The 19,307-nt window shown below is 69.7% G+C and carries 19 protein-coding genes; 6 read left to right on the top strand and 13 right to left on the bottom strand.

Features of this window, described 5'->3' with window-relative positions:
* The first annotated feature begins 36 nt into the window (after positions 1–36).
* On the top strand, positions 37–2,304 hold the full coding sequence (locus Q9G87_RS41980) for an arylsulfatase (protein ID WP_305922178.1): 2,268 nt from the start codon (positions 37–39) through the stop codon (positions 2,302–2,304).
* Between the two features lie 427 nt (positions 2,305–2,731).
* Positions 2,732–3,790 carry an LLM class flavin-dependent oxidoreductase gene (locus tag Q9G87_RS41975; RefSeq protein WP_305922177.1) on the top strand — a complete coding sequence of 353 codons (1,059 nt, stop codon included), beginning with the start codon at positions 2,732–2,734 and terminating at the stop codon, positions 3,788–3,790.
* Between the two features lie 45 nt (positions 3,791–3,835).
* On the opposite strand, the gene Q9G87_RS41970 is transcribed toward Q9G87_RS41975, so the two are convergent.
* Together Q9G87_RS41970 and Q9G87_RS41965 are read right to left on the bottom strand one after the other, a co-directional pair.
* Entirely contained in the window at positions 3,836–4,717 is an 882-nt protein-coding gene (locus Q9G87_RS41970; RefSeq protein ID WP_305922176.1) for a GNAT family N-acetyltransferase, read from the bottom strand.
* Positions 4,718–4,874: 157 nt separating this feature from the next.
* Positions 4,875–6,047: an MFS transporter gene (locus Q9G87_RS41965; protein ID WP_305922175.1), complete on the bottom strand. Its 1,173-nt coding sequence runs from the start codon at positions 6,045–6,047 to the stop codon at positions 4,875–4,877.
* A gap of 101 nt (positions 6,048–6,148) precedes the next feature.
* Here Q9G87_RS41965 and Q9G87_RS41960 point away from each other — a divergent pair, with 101 nt between their 5' ends.
* Positions 6,149–6,499, top strand: a complete 351-nt coding sequence (locus Q9G87_RS41960) for an ArsR/SmtB family transcription factor (RefSeq protein WP_305922174.1) — start codon at positions 6,149–6,151, stop codon at positions 6,497–6,499.
* A gap of 326 nt (positions 6,500–6,825) precedes the next feature.
* On the opposite strand, the gene Q9G87_RS41955 is transcribed toward Q9G87_RS41960, so the two are convergent.
* Positions 6,826–8,022: an MFS transporter gene (locus Q9G87_RS41955; protein ID WP_305922173.1), complete on the bottom strand. Its 1,197-nt coding sequence runs from the start codon at positions 8,020–8,022 to the stop codon at positions 6,826–6,828.
* 126 nt (positions 8,023–8,148) lie between these two features.
* Between Q9G87_RS41955 and Q9G87_RS41950 the strand changes: the two genes are divergently transcribed.
* Complete coding sequence (locus Q9G87_RS41950; protein WP_305922172.1) at positions 8,149–8,493, top strand: ArsR/SmtB family transcription factor; 345 nt, start codon at positions 8,149–8,151, stop codon at positions 8,491–8,493.
* Between the two features lie 170 nt (positions 8,494–8,663).
* Positions 8,664–9,683, top strand: a complete 1,020-nt coding sequence (locus Q9G87_RS41945; RefSeq protein ID WP_305922171.1) for an LLM class flavin-dependent oxidoreductase — start codon at positions 8,664–8,666, stop codon at positions 9,681–9,683.
* On the opposite strand, the gene Q9G87_RS41940 is transcribed toward Q9G87_RS41945, so the two are convergent.
* The 9 genes from Q9G87_RS41940 to Q9G87_RS41900 all read right to left on the bottom strand — a co-directional run bounded on the left by Q9G87_RS41940 (position 9,680) and on the right by Q9G87_RS41900 (position 16,140).
* Positions 9,680–9,874 carry a hypothetical protein gene (locus Q9G87_RS41940; protein ID WP_305922170.1) on the bottom strand — a complete coding sequence of 65 codons (195 nt, stop codon included), beginning with the start codon at positions 9,872–9,874 and terminating at the stop codon, positions 9,680–9,682. The two genes, Q9G87_RS41945 and Q9G87_RS41940, sit on opposite strands and share 4 nt — an antisense overlap.
* Before the next feature lie 4 nt (positions 9,875–9,878).
* Positions 9,879–10,298, bottom strand: coding sequence for an NADPH-dependent FMN reductase (locus Q9G87_RS41935; RefSeq protein ID WP_305922169.1), 420 nt, complete (start codon positions 10,296–10,298; stop codon positions 9,879–9,881).
* Positions 10,299–10,478: 180 nt separating this feature from the next.
* Positions 10,479–11,177 carry an ABC transporter ATP-binding protein gene (locus Q9G87_RS41930; protein ID WP_305922168.1) on the bottom strand — a complete coding sequence of 233 codons (699 nt, stop codon included), beginning with the start codon at positions 11,175–11,177 and terminating at the stop codon, positions 10,479–10,481.
* Positions 11,153–11,977, bottom strand: coding sequence for an ABC transporter permease (locus tag Q9G87_RS41925; protein WP_305922167.1), 825 nt, complete (start codon positions 11,975–11,977; stop codon positions 11,153–11,155). The genes Q9G87_RS41930 and Q9G87_RS41925 overlap by 25 nt, the downstream gene beginning before the upstream one ends.
* On the bottom strand, positions 11,974–13,029 hold the full coding sequence (locus tag Q9G87_RS41920) for an ABC transporter substrate-binding protein (protein ID WP_305922166.1): 1,056 nt from the start codon (positions 13,027–13,029) through the stop codon (positions 11,974–11,976). The genes Q9G87_RS41925 and Q9G87_RS41920 overlap by 4 nt, the downstream gene beginning before the upstream one ends.
* Positions 13,030–13,042: 13 nt before the next feature.
* On the bottom strand, positions 13,043–13,519 hold the full coding sequence (locus Q9G87_RS41915; protein ID WP_305922165.1) for a GNAT family N-acetyltransferase: 477 nt from the start codon (positions 13,517–13,519) through the stop codon (positions 13,043–13,045).
* Positions 13,516–14,493: an ABC transporter substrate-binding protein gene (locus tag Q9G87_RS41910; protein WP_305922164.1), complete on the bottom strand. Its 978-nt coding sequence runs from the start codon at positions 14,491–14,493 to the stop codon at positions 13,516–13,518. Before Q9G87_RS41910 ends, Q9G87_RS41915 begins: the two co-directional genes overlap by 4 nt.
* A 19-nt stretch (positions 14,494–14,512) precedes the next feature.
* On the bottom strand, positions 14,513–15,277 hold the full coding sequence (locus Q9G87_RS41905; protein ID WP_305922163.1) for an amino acid ABC transporter ATP-binding protein: 765 nt from the start codon (positions 15,275–15,277) through the stop codon (positions 14,513–14,515).
* Entirely contained in the window at positions 15,274–16,140 is an 867-nt protein-coding gene (locus Q9G87_RS41900) for an amino acid ABC transporter permease (RefSeq protein ID WP_305922162.1), read from the bottom strand. Before Q9G87_RS41900 ends, Q9G87_RS41905 begins: the two co-directional genes overlap by 4 nt.
* Positions 16,141–16,401: 261 nt before the next feature.
* Between Q9G87_RS41900 and Q9G87_RS41895 the strand changes: the two genes are divergently transcribed.
* Positions 16,402–17,337, top strand: coding sequence for an ornithine cyclodeaminase family protein (locus Q9G87_RS41895; RefSeq protein WP_305922161.1), 936 nt, complete (start codon positions 16,402–16,404; stop codon positions 17,335–17,337).
* Between the two features lie 141 nt (positions 17,338–17,478).
* On the opposite strand, the gene uidA is transcribed toward Q9G87_RS41895, so the two are convergent.
* A complete protein-coding gene (uidA, locus tag Q9G87_RS41890; protein WP_305922160.1) occupies positions 17,479–19,266 on the bottom strand; it encodes a beta-glucuronidase in 1,788 nt (595 codons plus the stop codon).
* Positions 19,267–19,307 lie beyond the last annotated feature (41 nt).

Raw genomic sequence — 19,307 nt, 5'->3', positions numbered from 1 at the left:
GAGTGCCCCGCCCGCCACACACCCGGAGGAAGCCACATGACGTTCCATGGACGTGTCGGGCGGACCGTCGCCGAGTCGGCCCCCTGGTGGCCGGAACAGGTGCGCGCGCCCGAGGGCGCCCCCAACATCGTCCTGGTGCTGCTCGACGACATGGGCTTCGCCGACATCGGGCCGTACGGCTCCGAGATCGACACCCCCACGCTCGACCGGCTCGCCGCCCGCGGCCTGCGCTTCACCAACTACCACACCACCCCGCTCTGCTCCCCCTCCCGCGCCAGCCTGCTGACCGGGCTCAACCACCACCGGGCGGGGTACGCCTTCGTGGCCAACGCCGATCCCGGCTTCCCCGGCTACGCCTTCGAGATCGCCGACGACGTGCCGACGTTGCCTGAAATCCTGCGCGGAGCCGGGTACGCCACCTTCGCGGTCGGCAAGTGGCACCTGACCAAGGACGCCACGATGCACGACGGCGCTCCCCGCTCCTCCTGGCCGACGCAGAAGGGCTTCGACCGCTTCTACGGCATCCTGGAGGGGCTGACGTCGCTGCACCATCCGCACCGCCTGGTGCGCGACAACTCCCCGATCGAGACCGACGCCTACCCCGAGGGCTACTACCTGACCGACGACCTCACCGACGAGGCCATCGGGATGATCAAGTCGTTGCGGGCGCACGACGCGCGCAAACCGTACTTCCTCTATCTGGCGCATCCAGCGGTGCACGGCCCGCTCATGGCCAAGCCCGCCGACATCGCGAAATACCGGAACAAGTATGGGATGGGCTGGGACGCGCTGCGTGAGGAGCGGTTCGCCAGGCAACTCTCCGACGGGCTCTTCCCCGAAGGTACCGCGCTGCCTCCGCGCAACAGCGAGCCCTTCCACGACGTCCCCGTCTGGGATTCGCTCCCCGCGGAGGAGCGGGAGCTGTTCGCCCGGTACCAGGAGGTCTATGCCGCGATGGTCGACAACGTCGATCAGAACCTGGGCCGCCTGCTGACCGTGATCGAGCAGTACGGAGAGCTCGACAACACCATCGTGATCTTCACCTCGGACAACGGCGGCACCGGCGAGGGCGGGGCGCGCGGCACCCGCTCCTACTTCAAAGCGTTCGGCAACCGGGCCGCGCTCAGCGTGGACTGGGGCCCCGATGTGCCGCGTGATCCCGAGCTGATCGGGGGGCCGCAGGCGATGGTCCAGTACCCGCGAGGCTGGGGCATGGCCTCCAACACGCCCTTCCGCCTGTACAAGGGCACCACCCACGAGGGCGGCGTACGCGCGCCGTTCCTCCTGTCCTGGCCCGCCAGGCTGCGCGAGGCGGGACTGCGCGACCGCTACCAGTACGTCACCGACGTGCTCCCCTCACTGCTGGAGCTCGCCGGCGTGACCCGTCCCGAACCCGCGGCGAAGCTGGACGGGACATCCTTCGCCGACGCCCTGACCGACCCGGCGGCGCCCAGCACCCACCGCGAGCAGTACGCCGAGATGACGGGCAACCGCGCCTTCCACCGCGACGGCTGGAAACTCGTCGCCCTGCACCGTCCCGGACGCCCCCACGACGACGACCCCTGGGAGCTGTACGACCTGCGCGCCGACCCCACCGAGGCCCGCGACCTGGCCGCCGACCACCCTGAGCTGGTGGCCGAGCTGGCCGCGGCGTGGGAAAGCGCCGCCTGGCAGAACCAGGTGTTCCCGCTCGACGACGGCACCGGCTACCTCTGGACCGCCCGCCCGCCCGCGGAGGCCGCCTTCCACGAGCCCGTCACCCTTCTGCCTGGCACGCCCACGCTGGAGCGCTACCGCGCCGCCCAGCTGATCGCGTTCCGTGACTTCCGCATCGACGTGCGGCTCACCCACGGCCCCTCCGACCAGGGCGTGCTCGTGGCCCATGGCGATCAGGGCGGCGGCTACGGCCTCTACGTCGAGGACGGCCGCGTCCATCTGGCCTACAACGAGTACGGCGAGCTGAAGGTGGTCACCGCTGATCACCTAAGGCCGGGCTCGCACGTGGTCTCGCTGACCGCCGCCGCGCTGCCCGGTTTCCGCTGGGACCTGCGGCTGGAGCTGGACGGTCACCGCGCCGCCGAGCTGGAGGGGGTGCGCATGCTGATCGGGCTGGCTCCGATGGAGGGCATCGATGTCGGCATCGACCGCCGCTCCCCCGTCTCCTGGCCTGTCTACGAACGCCACGGCCCCTTCCCCTACAGCGGCGATCTGATCTCCGTCACCTACCGGCCCGGAGCGCCTGCCGCCTACGACCCGAAGGAGGTCCTGGCCACCCTACGCACCGCCGCCGACTCCTTCGACTGAGCCGCGCGACCGGCCTCATCGATGCCGGACGGACTCAGTGGGAGGTCCGCGAAGACGGGACCGCCGCGCAGAGGAGGACTGCGTGTCAGTAGGCCGGATGTCCCGTTGCCAGCGGCCTTGGCACTGGAGTCGTCGCCGCAGGTGAGGGCGAACCCGGTCCCGGCGATGAGGAGGACGACGCTCACCACGCGGAATGCGGCCCCAATGCCTGATGACTACGTCCGGCCACGCTGCCGGTGCGGGCACTCACATGCGGACTGGTGCGACAGCCGATCAGCGCTGACACAGCGCACCGGCGAAGAACGCGAAGTCAATCTCGCGCCTGGGGTATCGAAGAAACCCGATGCGCAATCTACGATTTACCTACATGAAGAGTAGGTTTATCAGTGATATGGGCCATAGGGCCCCAAAGCAGGAAGACGGACTGATGAATCCGCAGTTCCTCTGGTACATCCCGAACCAAGCGGAGCCCGGGCACCGCGGCGACGACGTCGTCACGAACCACAACAGCCTGGGAACCCTGACCAGCCACGCCAAGGCCCTCGAAGATCACGGGTGGGGCGGGGCGCTCATCGGCACCGGCTGGGGACGGCCCGACACCTTCACGGTCGCCACCGCACTGGCCGCGCAGACGACGACGTTCCAGCCGCTGATCGCCGTCCGGCCCGGCTACTGGCATCCGGCCAAGTTCGCCTCCGCCGCCGCGACCCTGGACCATCTCACCGGCGGGCGGGTGCTGGTCAACATCGTGTCGGGCAAGGACAACCTGGCGGCATACGGTGACAGCGAAGGCGAGCAGGCTCACCGCTACGGCCGCACCAAAGAGTTCATCCAGATCGTGCGCAAGCTGTGGACCGAGGAGAACGTCACCTATCACGGCGAGCACTTCAGCGTCACCGGCTCCACCGTGGTGCCACGCACGGTCGTCCGGGGCGAACGCACGCACCCGCGGCTCTACTTCGGCGGCGCCTCCGAAGCCGCCGAGAAGGTGGCGGCCACCGAGGCAGACGTCCAGCTCTTCTGGGGCGAGCCGCTCGACGGCGTCGCCGAGCGGATCGACAGGCTCAAGCACCTCAGCGAGAAGCTCGGACGCGAGCACCCTCCGCTGGAGTTCGGGCTGCGCATCACCACGCTGGTGCGCGACACCGCCGAACAGGCCTGGGCCGACGCCGAGGCCAAGGTCGAGGAGATGGCGAACGGCGGCATCTCGCGCGACCCGAACCGGTTCACCGCCGTCGGTCAGCAGCGGCTGCTCGACCTGGCCGCACGCGGAGAGGTGCTCGACGACAACCTCTACACCACCCCGGGCAAGTTCGGCGGCGGCGGCGCGGGCACCACCTGGCTGGTCGGCTCGGCCGAGGACGTGGCGAAGTCCTTGCGCAAATACCGGGCCCTCGGCATCACCCACTTCGTGCTCTCCGACACCCCCTACCTGCCGGAGATCAAGCGTCAGGGCGAGCGGCTTCTACCGCTGTTGCGCGGATAAGCGCCGACCGGCACCTGGTGCGGTGAACCGCCCGGCTCAACCGCGTCACGCGACTTCCCTGGCCGTCGCCGGTGTACCGGTGGACGAGTCCCGCGCCGGAACCCGTACAGTGCGGAAGCCCGTGGTGCGGCGCAGGCGGAAACCGAGCCGCTCATACAGGCGGATCGCGCCGACGTTGGCGGCAGACGCGTGCAGGAACGGCGTCTCGCCCCGGCTCCGGATGCCCGCGGCGACGGCGAGCACCAGCCTGGTCGCCAGTCCCCGGCCTCGATGGGCGGGGTCTGTGCACACGGCGCTGATCTCTGTCCAGCCCGGCGGGTGCAGGCGTTCGCCGGCCATGGCCACCAGCACGCCGCCGTGCCGGATGCCGAGGTAGACGCCGAGTTCGACGGTACGCGGCAGGAAAGGTCCCGGCTTCGTCCGCTCGACGAGATCCAGCATCTCCGGCCTGTCCTCCGGCCGGAGCCGGACCATGCCGGGGTCGTCCGCGCCGGCAATGCGCTCATCGGTGAGCTGGACACCCGGAATGTTCGCCACCTCCTCCCAGCCGGCCGGTGGCGCGGATACCACGCCGGGCAGGGACACATGCCCGCCCGGTCCCACCAGCGCGGCGACATCGTCCCAGTCGGCCGGGCCGGGCTCGGGCGGCATGGACAGGAACGGGGAGACGTCGAGGGTATAACGCAACACGCGGCCGGTCCCATTCGGCGGCCCCTCGCGGACCAGCGGGATCACGTGCCGCCCGAAGTCGATGGCGTCGTCCAGGATGTCGTAACCACGGGCCGAGCGCGCCCAGCCACCCCGCTCCGCCGCCCCCCGCCAACGCCGCCCCAGCCCCGCCTCCCGAACCTCGGCCGCGACGCAAGACCGGAACCAAAAGTAGCGGCGGACGTCCACCCGCTGGGCTTCATGGTCCGCCCGCCCCACTCATCTCCGACGCCGAAACGTCCACCAGGCGTCGATGTCGCCTTGATCCGCACCTGGCTTCGTGACCCCGTCACACGATCACGGGACACGTCCTGACGGTGGAACGCTCATAACCGACGGCGGCCTGCGCTGACCTCGCGCTTCCCCGGCAGCGATATCACGTCCTCATCGCGCCGGACCGGCCGGCGGGAAGGGCGGCCGCGCGACGGCGGGGCAGCAGGGTGACGAGGAGCGCGACGAGGTAGACGGCCGCGGCGCACCAGGGCAGCGCGGTCACACCCAGCGTGGCCAGCAGCGCGCCCCCGAGTCCGCCGCCGGCCGACATTCCCAGGTACAGCGCGGAGCTGTTGAGGCTGAGCAAGAGCGTCCCCGCCTCCGGCGCCGCCGCCATGAGCCGCATCTGCTGGGCGGGCACCATCCCCGCCGAGGCGACTCCCATGGCGAAGATCAGCACCCCGGTCAGGACCGGGTTGTGCGCGAACAGCACCAGCGGCGTCCCTACCGCAGCCGCGCCTACGGCGACCGCGAAGACACGGCGGCCGCCGTAGGCGTCGATGGCTCGCCCGGCAACAGCCGTGCCGATCATGCCCGCAACACCGCTGACCAGCATCACCAGCGTCAGGCCGCGCCCGGCGATCCCCGCCGTCTCCCGCAGCAGCGGCGCGACGTACGCCATGACCATGTACGCTCCGAGCAGCGTCACCGCCGTCACCACCAGCAGGCCCGCGATATTCGGCCGGGCGGCCATGGCCAGCCGCTCGCGCAGCGAGAGCGCGCCGGGCAGGTGGACGGAGGGCAGGAAGACGGCCACACCCGCCGACGCCAGCAGGCCGAGCAGCACGATCATCCAGAACACGCCCCGTGGTCCCACCGCCTGCGCGACCACCGTGCCGAACGGCACGCCGATCAGTCCCGCCGCGCTGAGCCCGCCCATGACGAGCGCCAGCGCCCGGCCCGACCGCTCCGGCGGGCTGAGTACGACCGCCGCGCCCGAGGCGTTCGGCAGGTAGAGCGCCGCACCTAAGGCGGCGATCACCCGGGAGGCCATCATCACCGGGTACGACGGCGCCACCGCCGACAGCGCGTTGCCCGCGGTGAACACCAGCAGCGTGAGCACCAGCAGGCGTTTCCTGTCGGCCTTGCCGGTCAGCGAGGTCAGGACGGGGGCGGCGATCGCGTAAACGAGGGTGAAGACCGTGATCAGCTGGCCTGCGGCGGCCACGGAGACGCCGAGTTCCCGGGAGAGCTCGGGCAGGATCGGCGCGACCACGAACCCGTCCACCCCGATGGCGAACGCGGCCACGGCCAGGATGAGAAGCCTGGGAGGCATGAGACCCCTTCTTAGATACTTCCAGTAGATTCGAAATAGGAGCCAAGCACGCCTGTGACCTTATTTCAATACTTCTCAAAGAATGCGATAAGGTGGCGGCCATGCGGGAGTTGCGCCAGCCGGCCGTCGAGGACATCGACCTGAGCGACGTGCTCTTCGCACTGGCCGACCCGGTCCGGCGCGTGCTCGTCGCCCGCCTGGACAAGGGCGGAGAGTGCGGCACGGCACAGTGCGCCGGCGACGAGATGGCCGCCTCGACGGCCTCGCACCACTTCAAGGTGCTGCGCGAGGCGGGCGTGACGAGCACCCGCCGCGACGGCACCCGCCGCCTGGTCTCGCTGCGCCGCGCCGACCTCGACGCCCGCTTCCCCGGCCTCCTGGACACCATCCTCCGCGCCGACCCCACGCCGTCACCTGGCCACACACCGTCCCCGGACCCGCCCACCCACTGACCCGCGCCCCGTCGGTCCGCCGGCATGCCCCACTGCTCGTCCGGCCGAGTTCGCGCGCCGGTTGTCCCGGCCCGGTCACCGTGGCTTTGGCAAGGAAACGGAATCGTGCGCCTTTACTGCACGGCCGGGGCCGTCCCCCTGATTCACGGCGGCCTCCGACCTTGCCGCCACTCGCTCGTGTGCCCTGCCCATGAGCGTTCGAAGCCTGCTGATGGCGTGATCGCCGAGGAGTTGACCAGGCGCCGGGACGGCACCGGCTTCAAGCCCGCCCGCCGCATTCACCCCCTAAGCCGACCCTCCAGGGACGTACCGGAGGACGCGAGGGGTTACGCCCTGGCCTTCCCTGAAGGTGCCGGGGTCGGCGCGGACGCTGCGGGCGTGTGGTTGGTGTGACGGCGCGCGGTGCCCAGGTGGCAGAGCAGGGCCAAGGCGGTGATGCCTGCGGCCGGCAGTCCCAGGTCGGCGGAAGCGATGGCGAACGACTCCTGCGCCAGCCCGCCTAGACCGCCGCCAAGGGCGACTCCGATGTAGATGGCCGAGGAGTTGAGGCCGAGCAGAACGGGCGCGGCGGCGGGGCTGAGGGCGATGAGCCGGTGTTGCTGTGGAACCACGATGACGCCTATGGCCACGCCCCAGATCGCGGCCCATGCCAGGGCGGGTACGAGGGCGTTGGTCGCCACCGGAGTGAGGGCCAGGACGAGGGCGGCGATGATGAGGGCTGCGGTGAGGACGCGTGCGGGGTTGTGCCGGTCGACGAGCCGTCCGGCAGCGGTGTTACCGGCCAGGGTGCCGACTCCCCAGGCCAGCAGGATGATGGTGAGCAGCGACTGGGAGTCGCCGGTCGCGTCCTGCAGGGCCGGGCCGATGTAGGTGTAGAGGGTGTAGGCGCCCAGGAAGACCAGGGCGGTGACGGTCAGGAGGGCCAGGACACGGCCTTGCTTGAGCGGACGCAGCCGGTCGGCCAGCGAGGCGGCGGGGAGCGTCACCTTGGGCAGGGCGACGGCAATCCCAGCAGCCGCGAAGAGGCCGATCCCGGCGACGGCCCACAGGGTGATGTGCCAGTCGGCCTGGCCGATCAGCGTGCCGAGGGGAAGGCCCAAAGCGGTCGCCAGGGTTAGGCCGCCCAGGACGAAGGCCAGCGCTGTGCCACGGCGTTCGGCGGGCGCGATGGCCGCTGCGGTGCTGGAGGCGGCGGAGGTGATGATGCCTGCGCCGATCGCGGTGATGACGCGGGCGATCATCACCACCTCGTAGCCGGTGCCCAAGGCGGTGATGGCGTTGCCCACCACGAACACGCTCAATGCGATCAGCAGCGCGGAACGCCGGTCCAGTCCGCTAGTGATCGTCCCCATGACGGGTGCCGACACCGCGAGCACCAAGGCGAACACCGTCACCAGCTGACCGGCGGCGGGCGTGGAGACATCGAGGTCGGTAGCGATGGAAGGGAGCAGGCCGGCGATCACGTAACCGTCGGTGCCGACGGCGAAGGTTGCCAGGGCAAGGGGAAGAAGCCGTTTCAACACGGCAATGCCGCCTTTCCGCGGGAGCAATCGGTGGTAGATCGAGCGGCAGCCTAAGCAATATATGGATATTTGTCCATACATCAATGAGTGGGTAAGGTGTGAGCATGCGGAGCACGGGGAGTGGCGATGCGTGAGGTGACACAACCGGCGACCGAGGCGATCCGGCTGGCGGAGGTGCTGCGGGCGCTGGCGGATCCGGTGCGGTTGGAGATCGTCCAGCGGCTCGATCGGACCGGGCAGGAGAACTGCACCGCGCTCGGGGGCGAGATCGATGTTCATCAGACGACGCTGTCGCACCACTACCGGGTGCTGCGCGAGGCGGGCGTTACCTGGACCACCGTGCAGGGCCGCTCCAGGCTGGTGCGCTTGCGTCGCAACGATCTCGACGCACTCTTCCCCGGCCTGCTCGACTCCGTGCTGGCCGGGCGCATGCGCGAGATCGCAACCACCAGCGCCATCGAAACGCCGTAGGCACGGGGCACCTTCGATGGTGGCCCAAGAGCCGCTGAAATGGCACTGGGCACGCGGGCCGGCGCGCTCCGCGAGCGCCATCAGCTCATGGAGTCCGGCGTGATGAGCTCGTCTCAGTGCGACGATTTCCCGCTATCTTGGGTCGAAATACAGGACTAAGGGGGACATACATGCCGCTGGCCTCGCAACCGCTGCGCAAGCTGGGCTTCTTGACCATCGGGCTGTTCGACGAGGCCGATCCGCGCCGGGGCCACGAGTCGACGCTCGAGATCATCGAACTGGGCGAGCAACTGGGTTTTGACAGTGCGTGGGTGCGGCACCGCCATCTGCAGTACGGCATTTCCTCCCCGGTCGCCGTCCTGGCGGCGGCCTCCCAGCGCACCAGCCGCATCGAGCTGGGCACGGCGGTCATCCCCGTGGGCTGGGAGAACCCGCTGCGGCTGGCCGAAGACCTGGCGACAGTGGACATCCTGTCCGGGGGCCGCCTCAATCCGGGCATGAGCATCGGCCCGCCCATGCACTACGACCGGGTCAAGGACGCGCTCTACCCCGACACCGGCGACGTCGAGGACTTCAGCTACGAACGCGTGCGACGGCTGCTGGGCTTCGTGCGTGGCGAGCCGGCCACCGACTTCCGCGGGGTCGAGGGCTTCGAGGTCTTCTCCGACCGGGTCCAGCCCCACTCCCCCGGCCTCGGCAGCCGCATGTGGTATGGCGGCGGCAGCCTGCGCTCGGCACAGTGGGCGGGCGAGCACGCCATGAACTTCCTGACCAGCAGCGTCGTGAAAGCGGAGAAGTCCGAGGATTTCGCCGAGATCCAGCTCTCCCACGTACGGGAGTTCCGCGCGCACCACCCTGACGGCGACCGCGCCCGCGTCTCCCAGGGCCTGGTGGTCATCCCCACCGACACAGCTTCGTCCGAGCAGCAGGCCAAGTACAAGGAGTACGCCGACAAGCGCACGCCCCGAACCGCCGCCCCCCAGGGCCCGGCACGGATGATGTTCGCGCCCGATCTCGTCGGCAGCTCCACCGAGATCGCCGAGCGGCTCTACGACCATGCCGCCTTCCGGGAGATCGACGAGGTCGCGTTCGCGCTGCCGTTCACGTTCGATCACGAGGACTATGTGCAGATACTCACCGACATCGCCACCGAGCTCGGCCCCAAGCTCGGCTGGCGGCCCCGCCATTAGTACGGCTCGGGCACCGGGTCGGGGCACGGCCGGCCCGCCGCACGCGGCGAGGGCCGGGAGGAGGCGGGGATGAGGCGCAGTACGCGCAGCCGCTTGGCCACCTGATCGGGCGTGCCGACGAACTGGGTGTCGACGCGCCGGTCCTTGTCGGGGTCAGCCAGCGGATGGCAGGAGGCCCACAGGTGCCACACACCGTCACGCCTTGGCGGCATCCGTGAGCGCCGCCCTCACCTGCGGCGCCACCGCGGTGTGCCACTGCTCCAGCACCTCCGGCAGGCGCGGGAGATCGGCCTCGACCAGCGCGAGGCCGGGCGTGGGGACGACGGCGCCCAATTCCACCAGCAGCGGGCGCAGGTGCACCTCGACCGCCAGCGCGTGCCGTGCGTCACCCATCACCAGCAGAGGCAGCGCCACCGTGCCGGCCAGGGCTTGGGAGGGCAGCCGGTCCAGGAACGCCTTCAGCAGCCCCGTGTAGGTGCCCTTGTAGGTGGGGCTGGCCACGACGATCACGTCCGCTTCCTTGACGAGTTCCAGCGCCACCTCCACATCCGGGGACGGCGAGGGTGAGAGCAGGTGCGGGCCGAAGGCCGACAGGTCCACGAGCTCTACGACCACCGCCGCCACAAGGACCGTCGTGGTGCGGAGGGCTGCTCCTCCTGTTCGGGCTGAGCCTCATCATCCGGGAGGTCGTACCAGTGCGTATCCCCCGGGAGGTCCGTGCGGACGACCACGTCCCGGTCCTCGTTCATCCCGGTAATGTACGATCTCACGTCGCAGATAGTCAACTTTTCCTACTCACTTTACAGGAATTCCCCCGACCCCGAGCGCCCGCAGTAGCTCGGATCGGATCTCGGTGGTGCCCCGGCCGGCATCCAGCCGCTGCTCGGCGGCGATCCTGCCGAGGTCGAGCACGAGCACGCGGTCGGCCAGGGCGATCGCCTCGTCCACGTCGTGGGTGACCAGCAGCACGGCGGGCCGGTGTTCCTCGTAAAGGCGGCGCAGCAGGCCGTGCATCTTGAGCCTGGTCAGGGCGTCGAGCGCGCCGAATGGCTCGTCGGCGAGCAGCAGCCGGGGTTCGCGGACGAGGGATCGTGCCAGCGCCACGCGCTGCTGTTCGCCGCCGGACAGTTCATTTGGCCAGGCACGTTCCCGCCCGGCCAGCCCCACCTCCGCCAGGCTCTCCCGGCCTCGCTCCACGGCCCCCTCAAGACCGAGGATCACATTGTCGAGCACCCGCTGCCAGGGCAGCAGCCTGGCGTCCTGGAACACCACCGACACCTGCGCGGGCACCTCGACCAGTCCGTCCCCGGCGACGTCTCCGTCCAGCCCCGCCAGGGCCCGCAGCAGCGTGCTCTTGCCCGACCCGCTCTGCCCGAGCAGGGCCACAAACTCTCCCGGCGCGATCTCCAGGTCCAGGCCGTCCAAGACCACGCGATCGCCGTACACACGGGTCAGGCCCTTGACCCGGATCAGCTCGCCAACGTCCGTCGCCACGACAGCGCCCTCCTCTCCACAAGCCGCACCCCGGCGTCGGAGAAGAGGCCGAGCAGGCCGTACAGGACGATGCCGACGAGGATCACGTCGGTCTGCCCGTACGTACGCGCCAGGTCCATCATGTAGCCGATGCCGGTGGTGGAGTTGATGAGCTCGGCCACGACCAGGAACAGCCAGGCCGTGGTGACGGCGAACCGCATGCCGAGCAGGAATCCGGGCAGCGCGCCCGGGAGGACCACCTTCCTGACGAACGCGCCACGCTTGAGATCGACGGTCTCGGCCAGCTCGACGTAGCGGCTGTCGATGCTGCGCAGCCCGTTGTGGGTGTGGATGTAGATCGGCACGAGCACGCCAAGGGCGATCATGGTGATCTTCATACCCTCGCCGATGCCCAGCCACAGGATCAGCAGTGGCATCAGTGCGAGTGCCGGGATGGCCCGCTTGATCTGGATGGGCCCGTCGATGACGGCCTCGCCCCAGCGGCTCAGCCCGGAGATCAGTGCGAGCAGGGTGCCGAGCGGGACGCCGAAGGCCAATCCCAGCGCCACGCGCTGGACGGACGCGAGCAGGTTGGACTGCAGGCGGCCGGACTCGATCAAGTCGGCCGCGGTGGTCACCACCGTCCACGGCGCGGACAGGAATCGCGGATCCAGCAGGCCGATCGCCGAGGCGGCCGCCCAGACCACGACCAGCAGGAGCGGGCCCACGAGGAAACCGAACCTGATCCGTGGGCCGGGCCGCAGGCGGCGACGCTTGCGCGCGGGGACGTCCACGGCCGGGCGTGAGGTGACGAGCGTCATGACGCACCGCCCTTGATCGCGTCCGCGCCGACCGTCTGATAGCGCAGGTCGTACAGGTCCTGTGCCTTCAGCACGGGGTTGCCGGTCTCCTTGGCCAGGATGTCGATGGTCTCCTGGTGCCTGGCGATGGCGTCCGACCAGTCGGCGGGGATGTCCGGCTCGCCCGCCAGCTCGGCCAGGTAGCGGCCGTCGGCGGCGCTGAGACCCTGGTCCTTGACGTAGTAGCCGCCGATCCACTCCTCGGGGTGCTCGTAGACCCAGCGCGCGGCGCGGGCCCAGGCGGCGACGTACTCGCGGATCGCGGCGGCCTTGGCCGGGTCCTGGAGCGTGACCGCGCGCACGTACAGGTGGCCCGGGTCGTCGCGGAGCCCGTGGCGGATGGTCGTGCCGCCGTCCTCGCCGAACTTGGCGGTGTACCGCCGGATGTTGACGCCGCCGATCGGGGCCACGTCCACCTGCCTGGAGGCCAGCGCGTTGGGATAGACGTCGCCGGTGCTCGGCAGCTCCACCAGGGTGACGTCGTCCTTCGTCAGCCCTGCCTGCGCGAGCACCTTGAGCACGAGCGCGCCCTGCGCCTGGCCAGGGCTGTAGGCGATCTTCTTGCCGCGCAGGTCGGCCAGGGTCTTCACGGACACGCCCGGCGCGATGCCGAGCTCGTAGGTCGGATGGTTGAGCGGGTCCTTGCGGAACTTGGAGGCGACGATCTTCACGGGCAGGCCGGTCCAGGTCGCGTGGATGGCAGGGATCTCGGCGACCGCGCCGACGTCCAGCGCGTCTGCCCGGAACGCCTCGCTGGTCTGCGGGCCGCCGCTGATGTTGGCCCACTCGACGTCGAACGAGAACTTGTCGATCTCACCGGAGAGCTGCAGCGCCACCTTGGTAGGCGGGTCTCCGATGATCAGCTTGGTTCCCTTGGGGACGGAGGTCGGCAGCGGCGCGTCCGCCGCCAGCGCCGCCGCGGCTTTCTGCTGCCCGCCGCCTCCGGCACATCCGGTCAGGGCGGCCAGCAGAAGCAGGGCAAGTGTGGGTCGAAGGAGGGCGGAGGCAGGCATACGATATGGCCTTTCACGTGCGAAGTTGTAGATTCTTGACGAAGGCGAGCGGGCCCGTGGCCGGGCGGTCGGCCACGTCGAACTGCGGTTCGTACCCACTGGCCAGATAGAGGCGCACGGCCTCGGGCTGGCGCGGCCCCGTGGTCAGGAAGACCCGGAGGTACCCGCGGCGCACCGCCTCCCGCTCCAGCTCGCGCACGACCAGGCGGCCGAGCCCTCCGCGGCGGTGACGCGGGTGCGTCCAGACACGCTTGAGCTCGGCGGTCGCCGGGTCGTAGCGGCGGAACGCGCCTCCGGCCACCGTCTCTCCGCCGGACACCACGATCAGGAACGCGCCGTGCGGCGGCGCGAACTCCGCCTCCGGATACCTCACCAGCTCGTCGTTGGGCCCGTACCGCGAGGTGTACTCCTGGTGCAGCCCGGCCAGCAGCGGCGCGGCGGCCGGGTCCGCCATGCCGACGAGCCGCACGTGCGCGGTGAGCTCGCTCACGACTCCTGCCTCGGCAGGCCGGGCGGGTTGATCTGCGACTCGGGGATCGCTTCGTTGGCCAGACCCCAGCGTTCGAGTACCTCCTTGTACGTGCCGTTCTTGATCACCGTGTTGAGCGCCTCGTTGAGCGGCTTGACCAGGCCGTTGTCCTTCTTGGTCATGACCGCGATGAGCCCCTGCAGGTCAGGCCCGGCACCGGAGAACGTGCCGACGATCCTGGAGCCGCCGCTGACGGCGATGTTGTAGGCGATGGCCGGGTTCGGGCCGAAGTACGCCTGGATGCGGCCGGACTTGAGCCCCAGCAGCACGTCGCCGTACTTCTCGTAGTAGAGGATCTCCACAGGTTTCAGCCCGGCGTCCTTGTTCTGCTTGTCCCAGTCGAGCAGGATCTTCTCCTGGTTGGTGCCGGAGCCGACCGAGACGCGCAGCCCGGCGATGTCGGCGGGCTTGGCGATCTGCTTGATCGGGCTGTTCTCGGGGACCTGCCAGCCGAGCTGGTCGATCCGGTACGTCGCGAAGTCGTAGGTGTCCTTGCGCTCCTCGGTGACCGTGACGTTGTTGAAAACGACCTCGTACTTGCCGGACTTGCTGGCCAGGAAGAGGTTCTCCCACGAGCTGGTCTGCGGGGAGATCTCCAGGCCGAGCACGTCGGCCACAAGCTGGGCAATGTCGGTCTCGACGCCGATCAGGGTGGTGTCGTCGGTGGCGGGGAACACCAGCGGCGGCGAGCTGGTCCCGCTGTAGCCGACGGTGAGCTTGCCGTCGGCCGCGATCTCCATCGGCACCTGGGCCGCGATGGCGTCCACCTTCTCGGCCCGCACCCGACGCTGGTCCGGGCCGAGGTTGATCTTCTTGCCCGCCACCACAGGGGCCGTGGTGGCTGACGGGCCGGTGACGGTGGGCTCGGCGCCGCAGGCGGCGGTCAGGAGGAGGAGCGCGGGCACAGCGAAGGCCCGCGCGAGCGAAGCGCGCATGTCTTGGTGTCCTTAGGAGTCAGAGAACCTTGCCGAGGAAGGCACGGGTGCGTTCGTGGGCGGGGGCGTCCAGGATCTGGGCGGGCGGTCCAAGCTCGACGATGCGGCCGGCGTCCATGAAGACCACGGTGTCGGCCACCTCGCGGGCGAATCCGATCTCGTGGGTGACCACGATCATCGTGGTCCCACCGCGGGCGAGGTCTTTGATGACGTCCAGCACCTCGCCCACCAGCTCGGGGTCCAGCGCGGAGGTCGGCTCGTCGAACAGCAGCACCTTGGGCTCCAGCGCGAGCGCCCTGGCGATGGCGACGCGCTGCTGCTGGCCACCGGAGAGCGTGCGGGGATAGTCGTCGGCCTTGTCCGCCAGGCCCACCCGCTCCAGCAGTCGCTCGGCCAGCGGCTCGACCTCGGCGCGCGGCCGGCGCTGGGCCGACAGCGGCGCCTCCGCGAGGTTCTGCCTGACCGTGAGGTGCGGAAACAGGTTGAACGCCTGGAAGACGAACCCGATCTCGGTGCGCTGCCGCAGCACTTCGCGTTCGGGCAGCTCGTGCAGACGGTCGCCGACCTGCCGGTAGCCGAGCAGCCTGCCGTCGACGCGGACCGAGCCGCGGTCCACCTTCTCCAGGTGGTTGATGGTGCGCAGCAACGTGGACTTCCCTGACCCCGACGGGCCCAGGATCACCACGACCTGCCCCTTGCGCACGTCCAGGCCCACACCACGCAGCACGTGCAGGGGGCCGAAGCTCTTGTGCACGCCGCGCAGCTCGACCATGGGGCTGCTCATGCGCGCCCCTTGCCGTAGTGGCGTTCCACGTAGTGCTGGACGATCGACAGGGCGGTGGTCAGGATGAGGTACCAGATGGCCGCGACCAGCAGCAACGCCATGACCCTGCCGTTGCGGTTGTAGATCACCTGCACCTGGTAGAACAGCTCGGGCAGCGCCATGATGTACACCACCGAGGTGCCCTTGACCAGGCCGATGATCTCGTTGCCGGCGGTGGGCACGATGGTCCGCATGGCCTGCGGCAGGATGATCCGGAACAACCGCCGTGCCGGTGGCAGCCCCAAAGCGGCCGCCGCCTCCCGCTGCCCGTGGTCGACCGACAGCAGGCCGCCGCGGACGATCTCGGCGGCGTACGCGGCTTGGTGCAGCGCCAGCCCGAGCACCGCCGCGGTCAGTGGCCCGATCAGGTCCATGGTGCCGAAGTCGAAGAACTCGGGCCCGAACGGCACACCCACCGACAGCCGCGGGTAGAGCAGCGCCAGGTTGTACCAGAACAGCAGTTGCAGGATGAGCGGCACCGACCGGAACAGCCACACATATCCCCAGGCCACCGACGACAGCAGCCGGTTCGGCGAGAGCCGCATCAGCGCCAGTACCGTGCCCAGGGCGAACCCGAGCGCGATGCCCATCGCGGTCAGCTCCAGCGTTAACAGGACCGAGCGCACCACTGACGGCGCGAACAGGTACTGCCCGACGACGTCCCATTCCCAGGCCGGGTTGGTCACCAGGGCGCTGGCGACCATCGCCAGCACGACGAGCACGCAGGCGGCGGCCAGCCACCGCAGCGGACGACGGGCCGTCACCACCTCTAACGGCCGCTCCACGTCCTGATAGGAGGGCGCCTGCACTTCGGGCAGCGTCATGAGCCGCCTCCAATTTTGATCACGGAATCACTCCTCGGCGGGAGGAAGGGGGTTGATGATGAGATTTCGTGATCAGTGACATTGCGCGCTGGCGACGTAGCCGTGGTCCACGTGCGGGCGCCGGGTCAGGTTCGCAGCCTGGCTCATGACCACGAAGCTACGAGCACATCAAGACATAGTCAACATTTCCTACTGGATATACATGTATTCTGGTGAGCGAATCCATCCGAGACGCACCGGCAACCAGAAGGGCTTCGCGGCATGCTCATGATCACGCAGTCGGAGATCGAGCGGCTGCTCGCCCCCTCCGACTACATCGACCTGATTGAGGATGCCTTCGCCGCACACGCCCGCGGCGAGACCTCACCCAGCCGCCTGTCCCACCTCGACAGCCCGCCTGGCGAGTTCCACATCAAGGCCGCCGGGATCGGCGGCGTGGTCGCCGTCAAGATCGGAGCCTGCTTCTACGACCGGCCCGCCACGCTCGGTCTGCCGAGCATCGTCGGCGTCATCGCCCTGTTCGACGCCGCCAACGGCCAGCCCTTGCTGTTTCTGGAATCGGCGACGGTCACTCGGCTGCGCACGGCCGCCGCCACCGCCGTGGCCGTACGCCACCTGGCGGTGCCGGACGCCACCACGCTGGCCGTCCTCGGCACCGGCGCCCAGGCCGCTGCCCACATCGCGGCCGTCCGCGAGGTCCGCCCGATCGAGCGAATCCTCGTGTGGGGCCGCGACGCGGCCAAGACCGCGCGCTTCGCCGCCCAACACAGCGCCGAGGCCACCGGCACTCCCGCCGAGGCCGCCCGGCAGGCCTCCGTCGTCGTCACCCTGACCCCCTCCACCGACCCCTACTTGGGTTTGCGCGATGTGCGGCCGGGCACGCTGGTGGCGGCGGTGGGCTCAGATGCGCCCGCCAAACGCGAACTTCACGACGACCTGCTCGCCGCCGCCACCCTGATCACCGACGTCACCCACCAGTGCGTGGAGGTCGGCGAACTGCACCACCGCCCCCAGACGCCGGTCAAGGCCGAGCTCGGCGAGATCGTCCTGGGCACGAAGACCGGCCGCGAGCACGCCGACGACCTCGTGGTCTTCGACTCCACCGGCACCGCCGTCCAGGACGTCGCCGCCGCGCAGGCGCTCTACGCCGCCGCCATGAAGAACGGCGCCGGCCGCCCACTCCCCCTATGGGAATGAGCTCCGCGGCGGCAGGAAGCCAGGGCGCCGTATCGCCTGCCGACGGCGATGTCTCGTACGGTCACGGCGACCACCACCAGGACCGGACTGCGCGTCCACGCAGAACTCGACACCGGCACCGATCAGGCCAGCTGAAGGAACCTACTCGTCTTTGCGCCAGCGGGCGCGCAGGTGGAAGGCGGCGGTCTTGGGACGGCGGTCGCGCGTGAAAACACCCTTCTTGTTGCCGTCGACGCGGAAGACGCCCGCGGTGGTGGCGAAGTCGGCGAAGTTCCAGACCTGTTCGCCCACCACCGCGTCGACCCGGTCGAAGACCCGGTGGTACACGTCGAGCAGGTCGGCCTGGTACTCCTCGGTCCACGGGGTGGGCACGATGCTGCGTAGGCCGGGGTAGGTGTCGGCGCCGTACTCGGTGATGACGATGGGCTTGTCGTGCGTATCCGCCCACTGCCGCAGTTCGGCCTCCAGTGCGGTCTCGGCCGCTTCCAGGTCGCCGGGGCCGAAGTACCAGCCGTAGTAACGGTTGAGCAGGACGACGTCGAACAGGTCGGTGACCACGCATTGGTCCGGCGACGCGAGCAGCGCGTTGGCGTAGGCCACGGGCCGGGTGGGGTCAAGGCGGCGGGTCTCTGCGGCAAGCGGGGCGAAGTAGTCGCGCGCTTCGGGCTGGACGTTGTCGGGTTCGTTGGCCACGGACCACAGCACGACGCTGGGATGGTTCTTGTCGCGGGCCACCAGTTCCCGGATCGCCTGCAGGTGGGCGCGCTGGGTGCCTTCGCTGACCGTGTCCGGGGAGTATGTGGACACGCGTTTGCCGGAGTTGAAGACACCTCCGCCGATGTTGAGGTTGAGCCCGACGGCCGCGGTCTCGCTGATGACGACCACGCCGTGCCGGTCGGCGTAGTCGAGGACCTCCTCCGCGTAGGGGTAGTGCGAGGTGCGGAAGGAGTTCGCACCGATCCACTCCAGCAGGGCGAAGTCATGCACCATCAGCGCGTCGTCGTGGCCCTTGCCGCGCACCGCCGCGTCCTCGTGCTTGCCGAACCCCCTGAAGTAGAAGGGAGTTCCGTTGATCAGGAACTGCCTCCCGCGTACCTCCACCGTGCGCACGCCCACCGGCTGGCGGTAGCCGTCGATGACCTCCCCGGATGCGCTGAGCAGTGAGACCTCGAGTTCGTAGAGGTAGCCGTCGCCGGGCGCCCAAGGATGTACGTCAGGCACGCGCAGCGTGGCGACCGCGCCGGCGGCAGCGGCTACCTCGGCGCCGGAGGCGTCGCGCAGCGCCACACGAAGTGAGTCCGCCTCCCCGGTGCTGTCCACCTGGTAGCCGATCACGCCGGTGGTGTCGTCGAAGGCCGTGGTCACGGTGATGTCGCTGATGTGGGCCGGAGGCGTGGTGTAGAGCCAGACCGGCCGGTGCAGGCCCGCGTAGTTGAAGAAGTCGTGAAGGTAGCGCTGCACCCGGCGGCCGTCGGGACGTTCCTCGATGGTGCCCGGCGGGATCGACGCCCAGCTCAGTTCGTTGTTGACCACGACGGTGACGCGGTTCTCGGCTCCCGGTCGCAGGTGTGCGGTGACATCCGCTTCGAACGGGGTGTAGCCGCCTTCGTGTTCGGCGACCTCGGTGTCATTGACCCAGACGGTCGCGCGGTGGGTCGCGGCGTCGAACCGCAGGACGATGCGCTGCCCTGCCCACCGGGCCGGTACCCACACGCTCGTCTGGTACCAGGCGTCGCCCACGTGGTCCCGGACTGTCGCCTCGGGGTAGATGTCGTTGTAGCTGGCCGGTACCGGGATGTCCACGGCCCCGGCGAGGGGCGAGCGCCACCAGCCTTCGGTGCGGCCGGCTCCCTCCGCGTCCAGCCGGAACCTCCACAAGCCGGCCAGAGAGCGGCGTTCGCGGGTGGGACCGTCCTGCGGGCGAAGCATGGTCGGTTCTCCTTTTCTCCGTGCGGTGGTCAGGCGGTGGT

The sequence above is a fragment of the Nonomuraea turcica genome (assembly GCF_030718205.1).
Classification (GTDB): domain Bacteria; phylum Actinomycetota; class Actinomycetes; order Streptosporangiales; family Streptosporangiaceae; genus Nonomuraea.
Note: the sequence above shows the minus strand (reverse complement) of the source record. Positions and strands in the feature narration are given on the sequence as shown.

Bases quoted from the DNA above. Each gene is read 5' to 3' on its own strand.
- uidA (WP_305922160.1), bottom strand. From the start codon at position 19,266: ATGCTTCGCCCGCAGGACGGTCCCACCCGCGAACGCCGCTCTCTGGCC.
- Q9G87_RS41950 (WP_305922172.1), top strand. From the start codon at position 8,149: ATGCGTGAGGTGACACAACCGGCGACCGAGGCGATCCGGCTGGCGGAG.
- Q9G87_RS41965 (WP_305922175.1), bottom strand. From the start codon at position 6,047: ATGCCTCCCAGGCTTCTCATCCTGGCCGTGGCCGCGTTCGCCATCGGG.
- Q9G87_RS41925 (WP_305922167.1), bottom strand. From the start codon at position 11,977: ATGACGCTCGTCACCTCACGCCCGGCCGTGGACGTCCCCGCGCGCAAG.
- Q9G87_RS41960 (WP_305922174.1), top strand. From the start codon at position 6,149: ATGCGGGAGTTGCGCCAGCCGGCCGTCGAGGACATCGACCTGAGCGAC.
- Q9G87_RS41920 (WP_305922166.1), bottom strand. From the start codon at position 13,029: ATGCCTGCCTCCGCCCTCCTTCGACCCACACTTGCCCTGCTTCTGCTG.
- Q9G87_RS41945 (WP_305922171.1), top strand. From the start codon at position 8,664: ATGCCGCTGGCCTCGCAACCGCTGCGCAAGCTGGGCTTCTTGACCATC.
- Q9G87_RS41895 (WP_305922161.1), top strand. From the start codon at position 16,402: ATGCTCATGATCACGCAGTCGGAGATCGAGCGGCTGCTCGCCCCCTCC.
- Q9G87_RS41905 (WP_305922163.1), bottom strand. From the start codon at position 15,277: ATGAGCAGCCCCATGGTCGAGCTGCGCGGCGTGCACAAGAGCTTCGGC.
- Q9G87_RS41980 (WP_305922178.1), top strand. From the start codon at position 37: ATGACGTTCCATGGACGTGTCGGGCGGACCGTCGCCGAGTCGGCCCCC.
- Q9G87_RS41900 (WP_305922162.1), bottom strand. From the start codon at position 16,140: ATGACGCTGCCCGAAGTGCAGGCGCCCTCCTATCAGGACGTGGAGCGG.
- Q9G87_RS41975 (WP_305922177.1), top strand. From the start codon at position 2,732: ATGAATCCGCAGTTCCTCTGGTACATCCCGAACCAAGCGGAGCCCGGG.
- Q9G87_RS41910 (WP_305922164.1), bottom strand. From the start codon at position 14,493: ATGCGCGCTTCGCTCGCGCGGGCCTTCGCTGTGCCCGCGCTCCTCCTC.